Here is a 17,171-nt window from a genome sequence, read left to right on the forward strand (position 1 = left end):
GTAGGGCGATGAACCTGACTGAGCTGGGCGTTTCCCCCGAAGACGAGTGCCTCTACCGTCAATTGCTCAAGACACCTGCCGCCGACTCGCCAGACCTGACGGCATCTGCCATGGGCCGGCTGGTCGCGATAGGTCTGGCCACATTGGATAGTCAAGGCAACATCAGAGCAGCGCCACCGCAGCAGACCCTAGAGCGGCTTGCCCAGCGGCGCATCGATGAAATTCTTGGTGACCTGCAACGGGTTTTCGCTGCCAAGACCGGTTTGGACGGATCCCCGAGCGGTCCGGAGGCTATCTATGGCGAACCGGCCGTCAACGACCGCATCATGGAGGAGCTGTGGCTACGCCCGGCTGGAGAGGTGCGTTCGGTCAAGGGCCCGGTCCCGGTGAAGCCGTCGGTACGGGGCGAGAACCTACAGCGAGCGACGCTATTTCGCCTGCGCCAGGGTGTTCGCTACCGCACGATTGTGCATCGCAACCAGCTCGACTTTCCCGAGAGAGCCGATTACTACCGCCAGATGCACCACGCGGGTGACATCTGCCGGGTCACCAACGACCGCATTCAGCCCATGAAACTCCTTGACCGTACTAGGGCCTTCATCCCGATCGCGGAAGACGACGCGGGCGCCGGTGCCTTCCTGCTCGACGATCCCACGACGGTGTCCACATTGGTCGATCTCTTCGACCGCGTCTGGGACGGCGCCATCGACCTGCATCGGCATATCAACGTGCTGCCATCGGAAACCGACCGGCAGATCCTGGCGATGCTGCAGCAGACGCCCAAAGACGAAGTCGCCGCACGCCAGCTCAAGATGTCAGTACGCACCTTCCGCCGGCACGTCAGTGAACTGATGACCAGAACGGGTGCCGCTAACCGCTTTCAGCTCGCCCTCATCAGCAAGGAGCAAGGCTGGCTCTAGTGCCGGTTGCGCGGTGTGACCAGACCCGACTCGTAAGCCAGGACCACAAGCTGGGCACGATCGCGTGCGTGAAGCTTGAGCATGGCCCGGTTGATGTGCGTCTTCGCGGTCAGCGGGGTTATCAGCATGCGTTTGGCGATGTCGTCATTGGACAGTCCTTGTGCGACCAGGGCGACGGCCTCGCGTTCCCGGTTGGTCAGCCATTTCAGGCTCTCATCGGCATCGGTTGCCAGCGGCTCGGAGACGAACCGGTCGATCAGCTTGCGGGTGATCGAGGGTGCGAGCAGGGCATCACCGCGTGCCGCGACACGAACAGCGTGCAGGAAGTCCTCGGGCTCGATGTCCTTGACGAGGAAGCCGGCAGCGCCCGCCCGCAGGGCGTTGAAGACGTATTCGTCAAAGCCATAGTTGGTGAGGATGACGACGTGCACTCCGGCGAGCACCGGGTCGGCGGCGATGCGCTGGGTCACCTCGATGCCATCCATGACCGGCATTTGGATGTCCACGAGGGCGATGTCGGGCAGGTGGTGCCGTGCTAGGTCAAGGCCTTCGGCACCGTTGGACGCCTCGGCCACGACTTCGATGTCGGCTTCGGCTTCCAGGAGCGCACGGAATCCGCTGCGAAGAAGCGGCTGGTCGTCAACGAGCAGCACACGGATCATGATGCGTGGTCCACGGGGAGTTCGGCTTGGACGGTGAAACCGCCTCCGCTGCGCGGTTCCGCGCGCAGGCGGCCGCCGAGCGCGGTAACGCGCTCACGCATGCCGAGCAGTCCGACTCCGGGCGCGGCAACGGTTTCCGGGCGGGCTGTGCCATTGTCGTCGACGCGAATCGCTATGACATCGGGGCGGTGTTCGATCAATACTGAAGCCGCGCCGGCCGAAGCGTGCCTGGCGATGTTGGTCAAAGACTCCTGCACGATGCGGTACGCGGTGCGGTCCACCGCGGCGGGAACGTTTTGCCGCTGTCCTTCAATCGTCAAAGTCGCGTCGAGACCGCTAGTCCGGGCTCGCTGCACCAAGTCTGCGACGTGATCGAGTCCGTGCGGTGGAGTCTTGCTGTCATCTCGCAACGCCTCTAGCGTCGCTCTCAGTTCCCGGGCCGCCTCACGGCCTGCCTCCTGGATCGCCAGCAGGGCTTCGGGCACCTGCTCACCCCGCTTGCGGGCCAGATGGACCGCCACTCCCGCCTGCACTTTGATGACCGAGATCTGATGCGTCAGCGAATCGTGCAGTTCACGGGCGATGTGAAGCCGCTCCTCGTTGGCCCGCCGTCGTGCCGTTTCCTCACGGGTGCGCTCGGCTTCATCGGCCCGTCTTTCGGCCTGCCGCAATGCTTCACCCGCCGCGCCGGCCGCGACCAGCCACGCGATCTCAAGGGCGCCACGAGATCGGGCAAGTGCCTCGCCGACGGTCAGATCCTGCGGCAGCGCGAGGGCCGCTAGCGGCAACGCGACGAGCATCAGCACCGCCGCCGCGATTGTGATGAGCCGGTGGCCCGCCCGCACAGCCGCGTACACCGCGAACAGGAACGCGACGGCCGGCACGTCGAAACCAATGGCTTGATAACCCACCGCGCTCAAGCCGGTGACAGCGAGCGCCACAACCGGTGCACGCCGGCGGGCGATCAGTGCCAGGCCGCTAATGGCCAGAAGGGCATAACCGAGCGGGGCCGAGTAGTCGCCGGACCACCCGGCGATCAGCAGTGCCGCCGCCACACTGGCAGCTATCAATGCATCGCGAAGGCCGGCGCTCATGCAGGAACCATAGCTGGCGAATGCCCACCGTAAATACCGCGTTTGCAGTAGGCGACTGCGCCAGCTGCCGGACGACGAAAGGCTTGCCCAACGACACGATGGAAACAACAACACCCCATGATGAGAAAGAGGAAAGCGACATGATTTCCCTAGAGCCAATCGCCACGAGTGTCTACACCATGAGCGCCGGCCGCATCGGCGCCCTCGCGGGCGGGCTACTCGGGCTGGCCGGCCTGATTGCTGGTGGGCTCGCTCTAGTACGCCCCCATAGCCGCATCGGCGTGGCCAACGGGCGGCTTGGTGCCGCTATCGCCCTGGCGGCAGGCCTGATCGGCATCGCGCTGGGCGCCCTAGTCGCGGCTACCTCGGACAGCGGCATTGGCACCGGCAACGGGCGTGGCGGAGCCTACGTAGCGCTTGTGGTCGGAACCATCAGCCTCGTGCTCGGTGGCGTGGCCCTAACGCGCTCCCGCCGGATGGCGAGCTAGGCCTTCCTTCGCGCGTGCTTGTTCAACCTGGTTGCCAACATCGAGCGCGGCCTCGAGCGCGGAGGCGAAATAGTGAGCGGCTTCGGCGACGTCACCAGCGTCAGCCGAGGTCGCTCCCAAGCCGTTGAGGGCGCGCGCTTCCCCGCGACGGTAGCCAAAACGCTGATACAGCGAGAGCGCCTGACGGTACGTCTCGCGAGCCTCGGAAAGCCTGCCCTGGCGGCGATGTGTCTCAGCCAGGTTGTTGAGCGCGTCTGCCTCGCCACCGTGGCTGCCGACTTGGCGGAACAACGAGAGCGACGCCGCCAAGTTGGCTTCCGCCACGGCGAAGTCACCGGCCTGCTGTTGCACGCCGCCAAGGCTATTGAGCGCCACCGCCTCGCCAAACGTGTCGTTCTCGCCACGGAACAAGGACAACGACTGTCCAAAGTGTTCGATCGCCAGCGCGTAGTCATGATGCTGTTGATGCACGCTCGCCAGACCATGCAAGGCACGTGCCTCGTCGACGGCGCCAGACACCGCTCTAGCGTGCTCGATCGATTGCGTAAAGTGTTGCTGAGCCAGTGAATACATCCCGTTACCGAAGGCCAGCCAGCCCAAGTTGGCCAGCGAAACAGCTTGGGCCGCTTCGTCTCCGAGCCGGCGTGCCGCTTCAAGTGCCGCGCTGTAGATAACGAGAGCGTCGCTGTGATGCGCGTTGTCAAAGAGGTAGCGATACAGGACTTTCGACAGGTCCCTCGCGTGCGCGGTCTCGACGGCAGCCACGGCGCTCAGATTCGCCCGCTCAGCGTCCAGCCAGGCAGTGGCAGCGCCGGCGCTGTCAAACCGGGAAGAGTCCGCCTGCGGAAGGTCCGGGCGGCGGTGCTTCGTTTCGGGGTAGAGGACATCGATCGCGCCAGCGGCGGTATGCAAATAGTGGTCCAGCAGTCCCGCTATCGCGGCCTCGGCGTCTTCTTGCACAGCCATCGCACGGGCGTGCTCACGCATCAGGTCGTGGAACGTATAGCGATCCAGGTCCCGCTGCATCAGCATGTGCACATCGAGCAGCTCTTCAAGGTCGGCCTCAGTCTCGTCCAGAGTGGCGCCGGTTAGGGCGGCAGCGGCGTGGACGTCAATATCGCGGCCAGGATGCAGGCCCAGCAACCCGAACAGACGTTGCTGGCGCGGCGGCAAATGCTGATAGGACAAGGCAAAGGCGGCTGCTACACCGCGTTCAGCGGTCGTGAGTTCCGACAAACGGCGCCGCTCGTCACGCAGACGGTTAGCCAGGTGCGCGACCGTCCATTGCGGACGATGCTGCAACCGGGCGGCGGCGATCCGCACGGCCAAGGGCAGGAAACCGCACATGCGCAAGACATCACCGGCCGCGACGTATTCCTTGCGTGCACGTTCACCCACGATGCTGGTGAACAAGGCGACCGCATCCTGCACGGGCAGAACGTCCATCGACACCGCGTGAGCGCCGTCGAGGTCGGTCAGCCGCCGCCGGCTCGTGACGATGACGAGGCTCTCGGTGGTGCCAGGCAACAGCGGGCGCACATGGTTGGCGTCAGAAGCGTTATCCAGGATGACAATCACCGACCGGTGGGCAAGCTCTGTGCGCCACATCGCGCAACGGTCCGCCTCGGCCGGCGGGATGCGTTCAGCTGGTACGCCGAGCTGGCCCAACAACGTATGCAACGCCTCCGTTGCCGGGACCGGTGTTTGCCCCGCCGTGTGCGCTCGCAAGTCAACGAACAGCTGACCGCCGGGATAGCGGTCCGCCAAGTGATGCGCGGCACGCACAGCGAGGGTCGTCTTGCCCACGCCCGCTAGACCGTCGATGGTGCAAACTCTGGCCGAGGTGATCCGGTCCAGTTCAACCATGCGTCCCGTGAAATCCGGAACGTCATAGGGCAGAAAGCTTCGGGCGGTTGATATCACGGCGGGCGCGGGCGGCTGGTCTCGCAGGATGACTTGCTCGATCGCGAGGAACGCCCGGCCCGGGTCAAGTCCTTGCTGCTCAGCCAAACTGTCACGATAACGGCGGCCCGCCGCGAGAGCATCGGCCTGCCGACCGGCGGCGTGCAGTGCCCGCATCAGCTGACCGGCAAGCCGTTCCCGCAACGGATAGGCCAACGCCCAGGTGCTCAACTCGTCGATGAGTCCTTCGCTGCCACCAGCTTCCAGCTCGAGGTCTGCTAGCCGCTCGAAGACGGCAAGACGCCGCTCTTCAAGGCGGGCTCGTGCCCCGGGCACGAACTCCGCTCGTACCCCCGAAAGGGCTTCTCCTCGCCATAAGGCGAGCGCTTCCCGCAGATCAGCGATCGCCTCGCGGGCGCTCAGGGTGGCGAAGTCGTCGAGGTCGAGCCCGCCCGGCCCGGGCAGGGCAACGTATCCGGCCGGCCTTGTCGCGAGCGTCTCGTCCGCACCGGCTTCGCGCAGGACGCGGCGAATCGCGGTGACCGCCGCATGGATCTGTGCTCTGGACGTGTCAGGTGGGTTATCCGCCCACAAGGCACTGGCCAGGCGTTCGTTGCTGATGACCGTCCCAGCGTGCAGCAGGAGGTAAGCCAGCACCGCACGATGACGTGGGGCGAGGCCGGACAGCATCTGCCCTGCGGCGCTGACCTCAACCGGTCCCAGCACCGCGAACCGCACCACCACCCCTGACCTCCCCCTATACGTGCCCGCCGACGCGGACCGGGCATGCATCGCAAACATATCGCCGGCCTATTAGCGCTGCCACGCAGGATCGTCTTTGTCAGAACAACCCAGCAGTCCGAATGAGAAGGAACAAACCATGACCGCCGTACGCGTGCACCACTACTCCGTTGACCCGGCCAACCTTGAGCAGCTGCTAGCCCGGCGTGGCCAGCTGATCGCAGGAATTCGTTCTGGCTTTCCCGGCCTGCTCGACACCCGTCTCGTCCGGCTCGAAGACGGAACCTACCAAGATGTTTGGCGCTGGGAGTCCGCCGCTCAGATGGGTGCCGCTTTCGCCGCCGCGGGCGCTTTCCCTGCGGTCGCCGAAACGCTGGGACTCACCCACGACGGCACCGCGCAAAGCGGAGAAATCATCGACGAGCGCTAGAAACGACACCAAATGCCCTCGTGGCGCGGGCGTTTAAAGGCCAAGCCACGAGGGCATAGACAGGCATCAGCTGACACCCCGGGGAGCGGACATTGGCGGATGTAGACATGGGCCGGGCACGGCCCGCTTGGGAACGCTTGCCCATCCGCCTCAGGCTGGCGGGTCTCGCGAGTGCGTGTGTTCTAGCCACCGTTGGCGCGCTGTTCGTCCTTGGCTACATCTTGGTGCAGTTGGCGCCGCTGACCCTCGCGGTGGCGGCGACCCTCTTCCTGACCGCGCTGCTGTATCCGGTCTACATTGGACTGCGCAGGCTGAAGCTTCCCTCCGCGCTGGCGGCACTGATAACGCTGTTGTCGTTGCTCACCGCCATCGCGATCCCGGTCACCGTGGCCTGGAACGCTATCGCCGCCCAGTTTTCCGATCTCGCCACGCGCCTTTCCGAAGGTGTCGCGAGAATCCGTGACCTGCTGGCTTCATCGGGTTCTCCTTTCACACCGGAGCAGCTAGACGAGCTCGGAGCATCAGCGTCTCAATGGCTGCAGGCTTCGAGCCTGCAGTCGGGCGCCCGGACGATCACCGAAGTCGCCGGGGCGATTTTGCTGTCGGTAGTGCTGTTGTTCTTCGCGTTCAAAGACGGTTCGCGGATGTGGGGCTGGACCGTTTCCAAGGCTCCGGAGAATCGACGTGACTTGGCGCGTGACGCCGGAACCCAAGCTTGGGAGACGCTGACACGTTACGCGCGCGGCACAGCACTGATCGCGCTCATCGACGCCCTCGGCATTGGCGCGGCGTTGTTGATCCTCAACGTTCCGCTGGCTTTTCCGTTGGCGCTCATCGTGTTTGTCGGTGCGTTCGTGCCGATCCTCGGAGCCACCGTCACGGGCAGCATCGCGGTCCTCGTGGCGCTAGCCGCCAACGGGCCGACGACCGCGCTGCTGACGCTCGGCGCTGTCATCCTGGTCCAGCAGATCGAAGGCAACTTGCTCGAACCGCTCATCATGAAGCGACAGGTGCGGCTGCATCCCGTCGTGACCCTCGTCGCCGTCACCGCCGGCACTTTGGTGTGGGGCATAGCTGGCGCATTCGTGGCCGTCCCGTTGACGGCCGTTGGCTACTGCGTCACGCGCGTCGTCAATGAACACCGCAGCCGTCGGACGATTCTGGAACCCGAAGCTGAAACAGGCGCATAAGAACGCGCACAGAACGCCTGCCGCGAAGGCACCTTGGGCTCCATAACGGTCAGCCAAGTGGCCGGCGAAGGAAGCACTTAACGCGGCCCCAGCCACGCTGGCCGAGTTGATCCACGTCAGGGCCTGCGTGAGCACGCCCGGCCCAGCGAGGTCTGACGCCAAGGTGGTGTTGAGCGCCAAGAGGACCGGAATCACCAGCCCGGTAAGCAAAACCGCCAGCACCACTGGGAGGAACCCGCCAAGCAGTGCGGGCAGCGCGCCAATCGCGAGACCGGCGGCCGCTATGAAGGGCGTGAGACGCCACCGCTTCATGCTGAAGAGCAGGCCGGCTAACAGGCTCGCGACATTGGCCAGGGCGAACAACCCAGCCGCCAAACCCGGTTCCTGACGTTGTAGCGCGAACGCCGTCACCGAGACTTGCATCGCACCAAAGAATCCGCCTATCGCGAAATTTGCTGCCATCAGGGCCAGCAGCCGTGGGCGAAGCGTCATCAGGTCCCCCTTGACCTGACGCCGGCCCGCCGGCACTAGTGCGGTTTTCCGCTGATTCGCGAAGCACCAGCCCCCACCGAGCACGAGTATCGCGGCGAGCATTGTGCCCAGAGCCGGATGAGCCAAGGCGCCCAACAGGCTCACTACCACCGGGCCGACCAAGTGGGCCACGGCATTGCTGACCGATTCCATCGCGTACGCCGAAGGCAGCGCCGCGGCGGGCAGCAAGCCCGGCCACCGCGCGGCGGACAGCGCACCGAGCTGTGGAATCGTCATGCCGGTCAGCGATCCGCCGATCACGAGAAGCCAGACTGGTGCTCCACTTAGGACAGACAGGAGGAGCACAGCCACCGCTATACCGTGCGCGATCAGGGCAAACGGCAGCACGCGTGACTGGCCGTGCCGGTCGACAAGCCGCGCGAGCACCGGTCCGGCGACCGCTTCGGTGACGGCGAACGCGCCAGCAACAAGGCCCGCGACCGCGTAAGAACCGGTCTGCTTATGCCCGAGCCAGATCAGGCCTAGGCTCGTCATCGCGATACCGATCCGGCCAACGGCAGCTGCCAGGAAGAATCGCGCCGCCCCAGGCACGGCGAATACCAAACGCACAGGTGTCCCCTTCAGCATCAAGCTGCGCAGGCCACACGGGGTCGTCGGCGTCCTGGTTTACCGACCCGTGGCCTGCCTGGAACCTTTTCGGCGGGAGTAAAGCGGGGACACACTGCTTCACACCGGTTCCGTAGCGATGGCGAGTGTACACAGCTACGTTCTATTAAGAGTCTTGCCAATAACGGCTGGAACTCATACGGTACTGGTCGGGAATGGACGTTCCAATGAAGGATCTTGGGGACTCGAAGCTCGCCGCCTATGCCGAGCGGGCGTCCTGTGCGCCTGGCGACGAGCTGCGCTTTCACCTTGCCGGCGACGTCACGCCGCAGACCACTGTCACCGTCTTTGATGTGCCGACCGGGCAACAGTGGCTAACAGCAGCTGTCGGCAGTCCACTATGGACACTAGACATCCCCGATGGTTGGGCCAGTTCCCTTTACCGGGCGGCGTTTTCGAGCACAGGCACTAACGAGCCGGACGGGCCGGATGCTGACGTGCACTTTGTCGTGCGGCCTGCCGAGCCCGGCGCGAGCTCACGCATTCTCGTCTCGGTGCCGTTCACGACTTGGCAGGCTTATAACCGCGCGGGCGAGCCGGGCGAAAGCATCTACTACGCCGAAGAACCCACACGCGCGGCGATAGTCAGCTTCGACCGGCCCGGTGGCGGGCCTCCGCCGGAACGCTGGGAACACGGCCTCATGCGATGGCTTCCGGCCGCTGGCTACCCGGTGGAGTATTGCGCGAACACGGATCTGCACCAGGGTGAGGAGTTGCTCGCCGCCTATCAACTGCTCGTCGTCAATGGACACGACGAGTACTGGACTAAGGGCATGCGTGACGCGGTGGAAGGCTTCGCCTCCCGCGGCGGCAATATCGCCTTCTTCTCCGGAAACACGTGCTGGTGGCAAATTCGCCTGGAGGACAACGGCCGCACGATGATCTGCTACCGCGACGCGGTGGCCGACCCGATGGCGGCCATCGACTCCAGCCAAGTCACGGTCGAGTGGTCGAGTGCCCCGGTCAATAGGCCGGAAAACAGCATGACTGGCGTCAGTTTCCGGCGCGGTGCTGGCACGTGGGGACCTTACATGCAGCGTATGCGCGAAGAGTCCTATCAAGTGCGCTTCGCCGATCACTGGGTCTTCGCTGGCACCGGTCTGGCCGATGGTGACAAGTTCGCTCACGGCGCGCTCGGCTACGAAACTGATGCCGCAGATCTAATCGAAATCGATGGCGTACCAAGGGTTACCGGCCAAGACGGCACGCCGCGATCGTTCGTCGTGCTCGCGACGGCCGACCTGCGGCACTGGCGGCGCTACGGTCAGGGCGGCGCTGCCGTCATGGGGGTTTTCCGCCTCGGGGCGGGCACGGTCTTCAACGCGGCAACCGTCAACTGGGGCGCGGCGCTGGATGACCCGGTGGTCGATCAGATCACCCGTAACGTGCTCGACCGGCTCAGCGCAACGGACCGTCCACATTGGGAAGTCATCGGCGGCTCCGACACGATAGTCGCCCTGGGCGCTTGTGAGGGAACGCTTTTCGGCGCGACCGCCGACGGTGTGCTGTGCGCACGTGACGTCTGCGGCCAGAATCTGCGGTGGCGTCCCATCGATACCGCCGCAGGCATCCGTGGGCTAGCCGTGCCAAGGGAAGCCGCCTTTGGCATGCCGCTGGGGCTGTATGCCGTGACCGCCGATGGCAGGCTGAGCTATCGCGACCCGGTGCGCGAGTTGTCGCCGTGGTGCGACTTGGCCGAAACGCCTCCAGGCACGCTTGGCATTGGGCTCATCAACGCTGGCATCTTCGCGGCCACCGAGGCCGATGAGCTTTGGCACCTTCCGCTCCAACTGCTCGCGGAAGGACCGGTGACGTGGAGCAAGCTCGGCGACGCGGCCGGTGCTGTAGCGCTAACCGCGCTAAATGGCCGGCTGTTCGTCATCGGGCGCGATGGCTACCTGTGGACACGCCGCGCCGGCCTTGAGCCAGCGTCATGGATCCGGCTCCATGACGCGGCTGGCGCTCACACCCTCACGGGAGCGGCGGGCATGCTCATCATCGCCGCCGACCATCTCCGCTGGCGTCCTCCCGCCTAGGCGGGCGGCGTCCAGGAGGCGATCTTCGCCAGCGAGCGCATGGCCATGCTCGTCGGTGTCACACCCATGATCCCGTTGCGGAGGCGTTCCATCACGGGATTGGTTATCCCGCTGGTGAAACCGCCGGTCTGGCGCGAAAGCTTAGCGATGCTCTGGCTGCGTGGGCGACGGTGCTGGTCGTAGAAAGCCAGAATCTCCGTCACCTCACCGGCCCGGCTCGCGGCGGCTTTCAGCACGGCCGCGTCCTCGATCGCCTGGCACGCCCCTTGGCCCAAGTGCGGCGTCATGGCGTGGGCGGCGTCGCCCAACAGCGCGACCCGACCGGACACATAGGACGGCATCGGCACAGCCAGGAAATTGATGTCGTGGTGCAGCACGCCTTCGGCTGGCGTCGCCTCGATGAGAGCGGGAAGCGGATCGTGCCAGGAGCCAAACTCCTTGAGCACGAAGGCTTTCTCGTTGTCATGACGAATGCCGGGCGCTGACTTCATCGAGGTATACCAGTAGACCCGGCCGTCAGCCAACGGCACGATGCCGGCTTCGGCGCCGCGGCCGAGCGTCCCGCCGATGTCGACATAACCGTCGTAGTGGCAAACGCCGCGCCAGGCCGTGAACCCGGAATAGGCTGAGCCGGGGTGCGTGGGCCACAGTTCCTTGCGCAGGTTGCTGTCAATGCCATCCGCCGCGATGATCAGGTCGGCTTCGTCCACGTCGCTCAGTTGGCGCACGTCGACTCCGGCGTGCAGAGCCTCGGCTGGCAGAGCGTCCAAAAGGGTCTGATGCAGGTGTGCCCGGTGAATGCCGATAGCCGGGCTGCCAAATGTCGCCTCCAGCGTCTGGCCATCCATCCGGGTGATCCAGCGCCCGTCCGGGCGGCGCATCCCGCCAGAGCGCTGTGGCTCTGAGATCGCATCGACCTGCTCACCCAGGCCGAGATATCGCAAAGCTCGCAAAGCATTGGGCCACAAGACAATCCCGGCACCGATCTCGCTGAACCGGGGCGCCCGCTCCAGCACCCGCACCTGCCAGCCCGCTTGGTGCAACCCAACGGCCGCGCTCAGGCCGCCAATCCCGCCCCCGACGACGACCGCCTGCCCACGTGAGTCCATGTGATCAGTATGCCCCTGACGCTTTCCTGACTGCGGGCTCAGCGTTATCGGCCTACCGTGTGCCGGTATGCGGCGCCTGACCTTTGCCGCTCCCCTGGCGTTCGCGTTATTGATGGCCACCGGAGCGAGTTGCGATAGCAAGTCCAATGATGCTGCCCCGCCCGTGGCGACAGTCGGCACCTCGATCGCCCCGAGCACGGCCGCCACCCCGACGGGCACCGGCGGTGCGCCAAAAACATCAGCCGCACCGCAGTGGCCTTCTCCGGAGGACTGCATCAGCTATAACCCCAACAATCTGACCAAGAACTACGCGGCTGGCTTCTACGTCATCTTCGACGGGACCAAACAGGTCATCCGCGTTCCCGGCGGGCCGGGAGAAAGCGTTGGCGACCAAGCGCTGGCACTCGCGAAGCGATACCGCAAGCACTGCTTCCTTGGCCGCAACAACACTCGTGAGGAGAAGAACTCCTACATCTTCGACTATTGGCTCGACTCGACCGGTTCGACACCGTCTATTCCGGACGAAAACTGCAACAACTACAACAAGAACAACCTGACCGTGGAAGACATGGGCAGTGGGCACGGCTGGCGTGTCAAAGACCATGACAACGTCTTGCACTTGTTCGACAAGGAATCCGACGCCCGCAACGGCAAGCTTGTCATCGGCAAATACAGCCACATCTGTGTCGTTGGCAACGGCGGCGATGACGCCTTGGGTCAGAACCAGGTCAACTACTTCAAGAACTAGCGAACGACGCGATAGCGCAGGTGCGTCACGGCTTTGCCCTCGGTCACCTGGTACGGACCGTCCAAAGTGAACGGCGCACCTGACAGCGAACTGAAGAATGGCGTCCCAGCGCCAAGCAGGACAGGCACCAGATCCATCCAGATTTCGTCAAGCAGACCGGCTTCGAGACACTGGCTGGCGATCATTCCGCCGTTGACGCCAACGCCATTGCCGCCCGCGAGCTCTTTAGCCGTGGCCACGGCGCTTTCGATGCCATCGGTGACGAAGGTGAAGGGCGTGTCTTCCCAGCCCTCCGGCGCCTTGTGGGTCATGACCACCACCGGCTTGTCCATCGGGTGCCGCCCGCCCCAGCCACTGGTGAAGTCGAACAGCTTGCGCCCGACGATGATGGCTCCGGTCATTTCCATAACCGTCTTGAGATGTTCGCTGCTGGCTTGCGTCAGCTGAAACGTCATCTCCGGGTTGGCGGTCGGCATGGCGACATCACCGTTGCCGTACCACTGGAACAGGTGGTCAAAGCCGGTTTCGCCAGGGCCCGAGATGAAGCCGTCGAGGGAAACGCTTGCTCCTGTGTAGACCTTGCTCATTGTTCCGCTCCTTCACATCAGTGTTTTTTGCTCTCACCTTTGCGTCGAGCGGGGTGCCGCGGATTCGACACCTCACTTCAAGATTTTTTCCCGGGCGTCGATGAGCTCGTCCCAATGCGCCCTTGACCAGGCACACATGGTGTCCATCGGCTCGATCGTGCTGCGGCCGAGCGCCGTCAGGACATAGCAGTTGTCCGCACGGGAGATCAGCCCACGGTGCTCTAGCGAGCGAAGTGACTGCGTGAGCACCTTTGACGTGATGCCGCGCAACGGCACGCGCAGTTCAGAGAACCGCCGCGGGCCATCCTCCAGACACCGGATGATCATCCCGCCCCACTTGTCCCCGATGCGCAGGGGAGACAGGTCAGACGGGCAGACCGGGTCGAACATGTCAGCTCTCAGCGGCGCCAGCATTCCCCCACCGTATCCGGTAACCCAGAGGTAACTAGCCCCCACGTTAACGTCCGCGGCATGAAGAAGATTGCCGTTTTCGGCTCCGCAGGCAGAGCAGGGCAAGCCATCACCGCTGAGGCCCGCAAACGTGGGCACACCGTTACCGCCGTGACCCGTGCTCAGGGTGATGTCACCGATCCAGGCGCGGTCGCCCAGGTTTCGGCCGGGCATGACGTTGTCGTCCACGCGGCGGCCAGCATGACCGGTGGTTTCTTTGCCACCGCGGCACGTGCCCTGGAGCAGGGGCTCACGGGACAGCGGCTGATCGCGGTCGGGCTCGCCTCCGTCCTGGCCACTCAAGACGGTGCCTTGCTGATGGACTCACCCGGGTACCCCCAGGAATATCGCTCCTTCTATGAAGGCCACCAAGAAGGGCTCAAGGTGCTGCAGGACACCGGGCTCGACTGGGTGATGCTGAGCCCGGCTGGCGACTTCGACCACAGTGGGCGCGGCACCGGCGGCTACCGGTTGGTGCCCGCGGCCGCGGACAGCTGGATTTCCTACGCGGATTTCGCCATCGCCGTGTTGGACGAAATCGAGAACCCTACATATCAGCGGGTCCATGTGGGTGTGGAGGCTCTAAGCTGAAGGTATGCAGAGCGCGCTGAATCTGCGCCTGGTCCTGGCCACGTTTGGCCTGGTGTTTTGCGCTGTGATGGGCATTCTGGCGTACAGGGCGGGCTATTCGCTGTTTGCCTGGCTCCTTGGCGGCATAGCGCTCATCACCATCATCGATATCGTGGTCATCTTGCGACGGCGTGCCCAGCGGCGCAAGGAGAACCCTAACCGGCGCTATTCACTATTTGAGTGATCGTGAGTGGTCCCGGCTCGTCTGGCACGGCGGCGAAGTCGTAGCGGACGTGCCCGGGGCCAAGCGCCACAAAGGATACCGAGCTGGAACCGTAGCGCAGGTCATCGCCGAACGTGTGGCGCAGGATGAGCGCTTGCGGCTCCTCGCGGTCAATGCCTTCGCCCGCGGCGATGCCGAGCCAGGAATCCCATCCCAGCAACGGATCCGGGCGCGGCGTTCGCTCCAAAGTGGACAGCAGTCGCGCCGCCCGGGGCTCGGCCGGATCGATGCCACTGTTGACAATCACTGATGTGCCAAAGGCAAGCGGTGTCCGCTGCGCCGTGACGCCATCCCATGAGAGCAAGGTGCCGCCAGAAGGATCGGCCGCGACGAGGTAGAACGGGTCGAACGGCGCGAGGTCAGCTGGCACCGGCTTGCCCGCGGCGGCTAGCAGGGGCAGTTCGCCCCGCGAACGGCGGCCATGTTCAGGTGCCAGCGATCCCTTGCCATTCAGCAGAAAGCCAACGCGCCTAGCCGCTGGGTCGACGGCCAGCCACGTGCCGCCAGCCACCAGATCCCGGCCGCCAAGAAGGCCCGGGTACTCCGGCCAGTGCGCCGCCGGTGGTTCCCAGGGGCGCATCAGCAGTTCGTCACGCACCGCTAGCAACAGCAGCGGCACTTCTTGCGATGGTTCGAGGCTCACCACGACCGTGCACATGATCAGGACCATACCGCCCGGACGGCGTCAGCCTCCGCGCTCGCCTGAGTGAATCCCGCCTCAGCCGCAGGCCGGCGCCGGGCCGGGTCCAGCACGTTGCCGCCGATCGCCTTGATCGCCGCGGCACTGGGACGAATCAGCACCACGTGCGAGCCCTCCGCGCGCAGGGCCGCGACCTGCCGGGCCGCCGGCGTCATGGGCCCGCCGCCACGCACGATCGGGGCGATAACCACAATTTGCTGGTACCCAGAAGCCAAGTCAGCGTTGACGGCAGAGCGCATCCCGCCATCGATGTATCTTCTCCCGTTGATCTCAGCGGGTGGCCAAACGCCCGGCACGGCACAGCTGGCCCCGACCGCGTCGATGAGGCTGACACCACTGTCAGCCTCAAACACGGTGAACTGTCCACTGTGGGCGTCAACGGCCGTGATCTTGAGCGCCTTGCCGGGCCAGTCACCAAGCCCGAGCCGTTGCGCGATAACAGCTTTGCGGTCCGCGGCCGAGACTGTCGCCGTCTTGAGGGCGAGCCGTCCCATCCGTGTCCCGAACTGCTCGTGGGTCCTGCTCGTCGCCATCGCGTAGACATACCGCGCCAGGAGCAACGGTCCCAGCCGTGCCTTTTGCTCCCCGCCCGGCCCGGCTAGCTGCGCTTCATAACGTTCCCTGAGCTGACCCGACGCCACCATGCTCGCGACCGCCGAACCAGCCGACGTGCCAACGAAAAGATCAGCGTCCGATAGATCGATGTCCAGGCTGGACAGTCCGGCGAGCATGCCGAGTTCCCATGCGATGCCGGTTACCCCTCCCCCGCCAAGCACCAGTGCTCTCATGCCTGCTTACGCTAGCGGCTATGGCAAGAGTCGCGGTGGTTACCGGTGGAACGGGTGGCCTGGGCACAGCGGTCACCGGCAAACTTCTGCGTGAGGGCTGGCAGGTGGTCGTGCCGTGGGTCAACGAGTCCGAGCTGGAGCGCCTTCCTAAGGCTGACGGGCTGACGCTCGTCCAGGCCGACCTCTTCGATCCGCAGGGCGCCGCTTCGGTCGTCGCGCATGCGGGCGAGCCGCTCAAGGCACTGGTCAACCTCGTGGGCGGATTCGCCATGGGCGGTCGCGTGCACGAGACCCCGGTCGAGGATTTCGAGGCTCAGCTGCGGCTCAACCTGCGCCCTGGCTACCTCATGGCTCAGGCGGCGGTCCCCCGGATCATCGCCGCTGGCGGCGGTGCAGTTATCAATGTCTCCAGTCAGTCGATCCGCCGCCCGTTCGCTGGGGCCGCCGGTTACCTCACAGCCAAGACCGCCGTGCTCGCCTTCACCGACGCTCTGCACGCCGAATACGCCAAGGACAAGGTGCGCGTCAACGCCATCCTCCCCAGCGTGATCGACACGCCGGCCAACCGGGAGTCTCAGCCCGACGCCAACTGGAGCAGCTGGACCTCGCCTGAGTCCATTGCGGACACCATCGCCTTCCTCTGCGACGACGCGTCGGCGGCCATTCGCGGCTCACACATCAACGTTTGACGTCCTGGCACACGATTTCTCCGTGGAGGATCGAGAACCAGCCATCGGGATGCTCGGCCCACGTCTGCCAGCCTCGCGATAGCCGCTGCAAGTCGGCCGTTGTGGCGGCGCCAGTCTCCACCGCCTGTGTCGCGATGGCGGAGCTGACGATCCGGTCGGCCCACATCCCGCCCCACCAAGCGCGCTCCTCCACTGTCGCGAAGCACCACGTGCTCGAAGTCGCTGTCACGTCAGCGAATCCGGCCTCCCGTGCCCACGACAGCAGCCGCCGCCCGGCATCTGGCTCGCCCTGATTCAGCCGCGCTAGCCAACGATAGAGCGCCAGCCACTCGTCCAGCTCGGGGATCAGCGGGTACCAGGTGAAGGCGGCGTAATCACTATCCCGAGCGGCTACGAGCCCGCCAACTCTTCCCATCTCCCGAAGGGCGGCCACGGGCGTCCACCGCGTAGGTGTCCCAGCCGGCGTCACTTAGCAACGGGCCAGCGGCACGCCAAGAATGCCGGGTCTGGCCGCCGCCGTGTAGCAATAGGACAGTGCCCCGCGACGGCGGCGCCGCCTCCCATAGGTCGGCGGCGATCTGAACTCCAGCACCCTTTAGCTGCACCTTCATAAACTGGACTATAAC

At 65.0% G+C, this 17,171-nt stretch carries 19 protein-coding genes and 2 pseudogenes; 9 read left to right on the top strand and 12 right to left on the bottom strand.

Annotated elements, in window-relative coordinates:
* The first annotated feature begins 8 nt into the window (after positions 1 to 8).
* Entirely contained in the window at positions 9 to 920 is a 912-nt protein-coding gene (locus A3E1_RS0132270) for a helix-turn-helix domain-containing protein (protein WP_020524958.1), read from the top strand.
* On the opposite strand, the gene A3E1_RS0132275 is transcribed toward A3E1_RS0132270, so the two are convergent.
* Together A3E1_RS0132275 and A3E1_RS0132280 are read right to left on the bottom strand one after the other, a co-directional pair.
* Positions 917 to 1,582 (bottom strand): response regulator, encoded by a 666-nt coding sequence (locus A3E1_RS0132275; protein WP_020524959.1) that lies wholly within the window; start codon positions 1,580 to 1,582, stop codon positions 917 to 919. The two genes, A3E1_RS0132270 and A3E1_RS0132275, sit on opposite strands and share 4 nt — an antisense overlap.
* Positions 1,579 to 2,676 (bottom strand): sensor histidine kinase, encoded by a 1,098-nt coding sequence (locus A3E1_RS0132280; protein WP_020524960.1) that lies wholly within the window; start codon positions 2,674 to 2,676, stop codon positions 1,579 to 1,581. The genes A3E1_RS0132275 and A3E1_RS0132280 overlap by 4 nt, the downstream gene beginning before the upstream one ends.
* Before the next feature lie 140 nt (positions 2,677 to 2,816).
* Between A3E1_RS0132280 and A3E1_RS43210 the strand changes: the two genes are divergently transcribed.
* Positions 2,817 to 3,164 carry a DUF6223 family protein gene (locus tag A3E1_RS43210; protein WP_020524961.1) on the top strand — a complete coding sequence of 116 codons (348 nt, stop codon included), beginning with the start codon at positions 2,817 to 2,819 and terminating at the stop codon, positions 3,162 to 3,164.
* On the opposite strand, the gene A3E1_RS43215 is transcribed toward A3E1_RS43210, so the two are convergent.
* Positions 3,135 to 5,810, bottom strand: coding sequence for an AfsR/SARP family transcriptional regulator (locus A3E1_RS43215; RefSeq protein WP_020524962.1), 2,676 nt, complete (start codon positions 5,808 to 5,810; stop codon positions 3,135 to 3,137). The two genes, A3E1_RS43210 and A3E1_RS43215, sit on opposite strands and share 30 nt — an antisense overlap.
* 136 nt (positions 5,811 to 5,946) lie before the next feature.
* Here A3E1_RS43215 and A3E1_RS0132295 point away from each other — a divergent pair, with 136 nt between their 5' ends.
* Together A3E1_RS0132295 and A3E1_RS43220 are read left to right on the top strand one after the other, a co-directional pair.
* Entirely contained in the window at positions 5,947 to 6,237 is a 291-nt protein-coding gene (locus A3E1_RS0132295; RefSeq protein WP_020524963.1) for a hypothetical protein, read from the top strand.
* A gap of 92 nt (positions 6,238 to 6,329) precedes the next feature.
* Positions 6,330 to 7,427 carry an AI-2E family transporter gene (locus A3E1_RS43220; RefSeq protein ID WP_245571510.1) on the top strand — a complete coding sequence of 366 codons (1,098 nt, stop codon included), beginning with the start codon at positions 6,330 to 6,332 and terminating at the stop codon, positions 7,425 to 7,427.
* A gap of 87 nt (positions 7,428 to 7,514) precedes the next feature.
* Here A3E1_RS43220 and A3E1_RS48650 read toward each other — a convergent pair.
* Positions 7,515 to 8,546 (bottom strand): annotated as a pseudogene (locus A3E1_RS48650) (MFS transporter); the annotation flags it as partial.
* A gap of 206 nt (positions 8,547 to 8,752) precedes the next feature.
* Between A3E1_RS48650 and A3E1_RS43225 the strand changes: the two are divergent.
* Entirely contained in the window at positions 8,753 to 10,621 is a 1,869-nt protein-coding gene (locus tag A3E1_RS43225) for a N,N-dimethylformamidase beta subunit family domain-containing protein (protein WP_020524966.1), read from the top strand.
* Here A3E1_RS43225 and A3E1_RS0132315 read toward each other — a convergent pair.
* A complete protein-coding gene (locus A3E1_RS0132315) occupies positions 10,618 to 11,730 on the bottom strand; it encodes an FAD-dependent monooxygenase (protein ID WP_020524967.1) in 1,113 nt (370 codons plus the stop codon). The genes A3E1_RS43225 and A3E1_RS0132315 overlap by 4 nt on opposite strands.
* Positions 11,731 to 11,797: 67 nt before the next feature.
* Here A3E1_RS0132315 and A3E1_RS0132320 point away from each other — a divergent pair, with 67 nt between their 5' ends.
* Positions 11,798 to 12,478, top strand: a complete 681-nt coding sequence (locus tag A3E1_RS0132320) for a hypothetical protein (RefSeq protein WP_020524968.1) — start codon at positions 11,798 to 11,800, stop codon at positions 12,476 to 12,478.
* Here A3E1_RS0132320 and A3E1_RS0132325 read toward each other — a convergent pair.
* A complete protein-coding gene (locus A3E1_RS0132325; RefSeq protein WP_020524969.1) occupies positions 12,475 to 13,065 on the bottom strand; it encodes a dihydrofolate reductase family protein in 591 nt (196 codons plus the stop codon). The genes A3E1_RS0132320 and A3E1_RS0132325 overlap by 4 nt on opposite strands.
* Positions 13,066 to 13,137: 72 nt before the next feature.
* Positions 13,138 to 13,479, bottom strand: coding sequence for a winged helix-turn-helix transcriptional regulator (locus A3E1_RS0132330; protein ID WP_020524970.1), 342 nt, complete (start codon positions 13,477 to 13,479; stop codon positions 13,138 to 13,140).
* Between the two features lie 57 nt (positions 13,480 to 13,536).
* On the opposite strand from A3E1_RS0132330, the gene A3E1_RS0132335 reads away from it, so the two are divergent.
* Both A3E1_RS0132335 and A3E1_RS0132340 read left to right on the top strand, forming a co-directional pair.
* Positions 13,537 to 14,106 (top strand): NAD(P)-dependent oxidoreductase, encoded by a 570-nt coding sequence (locus A3E1_RS0132335; protein WP_020524971.1) that lies wholly within the window; start codon positions 13,537 to 13,539, stop codon positions 14,104 to 14,106.
* A 4-nt stretch (positions 14,107 to 14,110) separates the two neighbouring features.
* Positions 14,111 to 14,329: a DUF6343 family protein gene (locus A3E1_RS0132340; RefSeq protein WP_020524972.1), complete on the top strand. Its 219-nt coding sequence runs from the start codon at positions 14,111 to 14,113 to the stop codon at positions 14,327 to 14,329.
* Here A3E1_RS0132340 and A3E1_RS0132345 read toward each other — a convergent pair.
* Positions 14,301 to 15,026 carry an NRDE family protein gene (locus A3E1_RS0132345; RefSeq protein WP_026209045.1) on the bottom strand — a complete coding sequence of 242 codons (726 nt, stop codon included), beginning with the start codon at positions 15,024 to 15,026 and terminating at the stop codon, positions 14,301 to 14,303. The genes A3E1_RS0132340 and A3E1_RS0132345 overlap by 29 nt on opposite strands.
* Before the next feature lie 2 nt (positions 15,027 to 15,028).
* Positions 15,029 to 15,856: a patatin-like phospholipase family protein gene (locus tag A3E1_RS0132350; RefSeq protein WP_020524974.1), complete on the bottom strand. Its 828-nt coding sequence runs from the start codon at positions 15,854 to 15,856 to the stop codon at positions 15,029 to 15,031.
* Between the two features lie 20 nt (positions 15,857 to 15,876).
* Here A3E1_RS0132350 and A3E1_RS0132355 point away from each other — a divergent pair, with 20 nt between their 5' ends.
* Positions 15,877 to 16,545: an SDR family NAD(P)-dependent oxidoreductase gene (locus A3E1_RS0132355; protein WP_026209046.1), complete on the top strand. Its 669-nt coding sequence runs from the start codon at positions 15,877 to 15,879 to the stop codon at positions 16,543 to 16,545.
* Here A3E1_RS0132355 and A3E1_RS43230 read toward each other — a convergent pair.
* The 3 genes and pseudogenes from A3E1_RS43230 to A3E1_RS48875 form a co-directional block, all read right to left on the bottom strand.
* Positions 16,535 to 16,981: pseudogene (locus A3E1_RS43230) on the bottom strand (SAM-dependent methyltransferase); the annotation flags it as partial. The gene A3E1_RS0132355 and the pseudogene A3E1_RS43230 sit on opposite strands and share 11 nt — an antisense overlap.
* The gene (locus A3E1_RS49260) at positions 16,923 to 17,072 is read right to left on the bottom strand and encodes a hypothetical protein (RefSeq protein WP_407637405.1); all 150 of its coding nucleotides are present in this window, start codon (positions 17,070 to 17,072) and stop codon (positions 16,923 to 16,925) included. The gene A3E1_RS49260 and the pseudogene A3E1_RS43230, both read right to left, overlap by 59 nt.
* Complete coding sequence (locus A3E1_RS48875; protein WP_281167415.1) at positions 17,015 to 17,137, bottom strand: hypothetical protein; 123 nt, start codon at positions 17,135 to 17,137, stop codon at positions 17,015 to 17,017. The genes A3E1_RS49260 and A3E1_RS48875 overlap by 58 nt, the downstream gene beginning before the upstream one ends.
* Positions 17,138 to 17,171: the final 34 nt, after the last annotated feature.

This window comes from Catelliglobosispora koreensis DSM 44566, from assembly GCF_000379685.1.
In the GTDB taxonomy this organism is placed as follows: Bacteria; Actinomycetota; Actinomycetes; order Mycobacteriales; family Micromonosporaceae; genus Catelliglobosispora; species Catelliglobosispora koreensis.

Excerpts from the sequence above, each read along its gene's own strand:
- A3E1_RS0132270 (WP_020524958.1), top strand. The coding sequence starts at position 9 with ATGAACCTGACTGAGCTGGGCGTTTCCCCCGAAGACGAGTGCCTCTAC.
- A3E1_RS0132275 (WP_020524959.1), bottom strand. The coding sequence starts at position 1,582 with ATGATCCGTGTGCTGCTCGTTGACGACCAGCCGCTTCTTCGCAGCGGA.
- A3E1_RS0132280 (WP_020524960.1), bottom strand. The coding sequence starts at position 2,676 with ATGAGCGCCGGCCTTCGCGATGCATTGATAGCTGCCAGTGTGGCGGCG.
- A3E1_RS43210 (WP_020524961.1), top strand. The coding sequence starts at position 2,817 with ATGATTTCCCTAGAGCCAATCGCCACGAGTGTCTACACCATGAGCGCC.
- A3E1_RS0132295 (WP_020524963.1), top strand. The coding sequence starts at position 5,947 with ATGACCGCCGTACGCGTGCACCACTACTCCGTTGACCCGGCCAACCTT.
- A3E1_RS43225 (WP_020524966.1), top strand. The coding sequence starts at position 8,753 with ATGAAGGATCTTGGGGACTCGAAGCTCGCCGCCTATGCCGAGCGGGCG.
- A3E1_RS0132315 (WP_020524967.1), bottom strand. The coding sequence starts at position 11,730 with ATGGACTCACGTGGGCAGGCGGTCGTCGTCGGGGGCGGGATTGGCGGC.
- A3E1_RS0132320 (WP_020524968.1), top strand. The coding sequence starts at position 11,798 with ATGCGGCGCCTGACCTTTGCCGCTCCCCTGGCGTTCGCGTTATTGATG.
- A3E1_RS0132325 (WP_020524969.1), bottom strand. The coding sequence starts at position 13,065 with ATGAGCAAGGTCTACACAGGAGCAAGCGTTTCCCTCGACGGCTTCATC.
- A3E1_RS0132330 (WP_020524970.1), bottom strand. The coding sequence starts at position 13,479 with ATGCTGGCGCCGCTGAGAGCTGACATGTTCGACCCGGTCTGCCCGTCT.
- A3E1_RS0132335 (WP_020524971.1), top strand. The coding sequence starts at position 13,537 with ATGAAGAAGATTGCCGTTTTCGGCTCCGCAGGCAGAGCAGGGCAAGCC.
- A3E1_RS0132340 (WP_020524972.1), top strand. The coding sequence starts at position 14,111 with ATGCAGAGCGCGCTGAATCTGCGCCTGGTCCTGGCCACGTTTGGCCTG.
- A3E1_RS0132345 (WP_026209045.1), bottom strand. The coding sequence starts at position 15,026 with ATGTGCACGGTCGTGGTGAGCCTCGAACCATCGCAAGAAGTGCCGCTG.
- A3E1_RS0132350 (WP_020524974.1), bottom strand. The coding sequence starts at position 15,856 with ATGAGAGCACTGGTGCTTGGCGGGGGAGGGGTAACCGGCATCGCATGG.
- A3E1_RS0132355 (WP_026209046.1), top strand. The coding sequence starts at position 15,877 with ATGGCAAGAGTCGCGGTGGTTACCGGTGGAACGGGTGGCCTGGGCACA.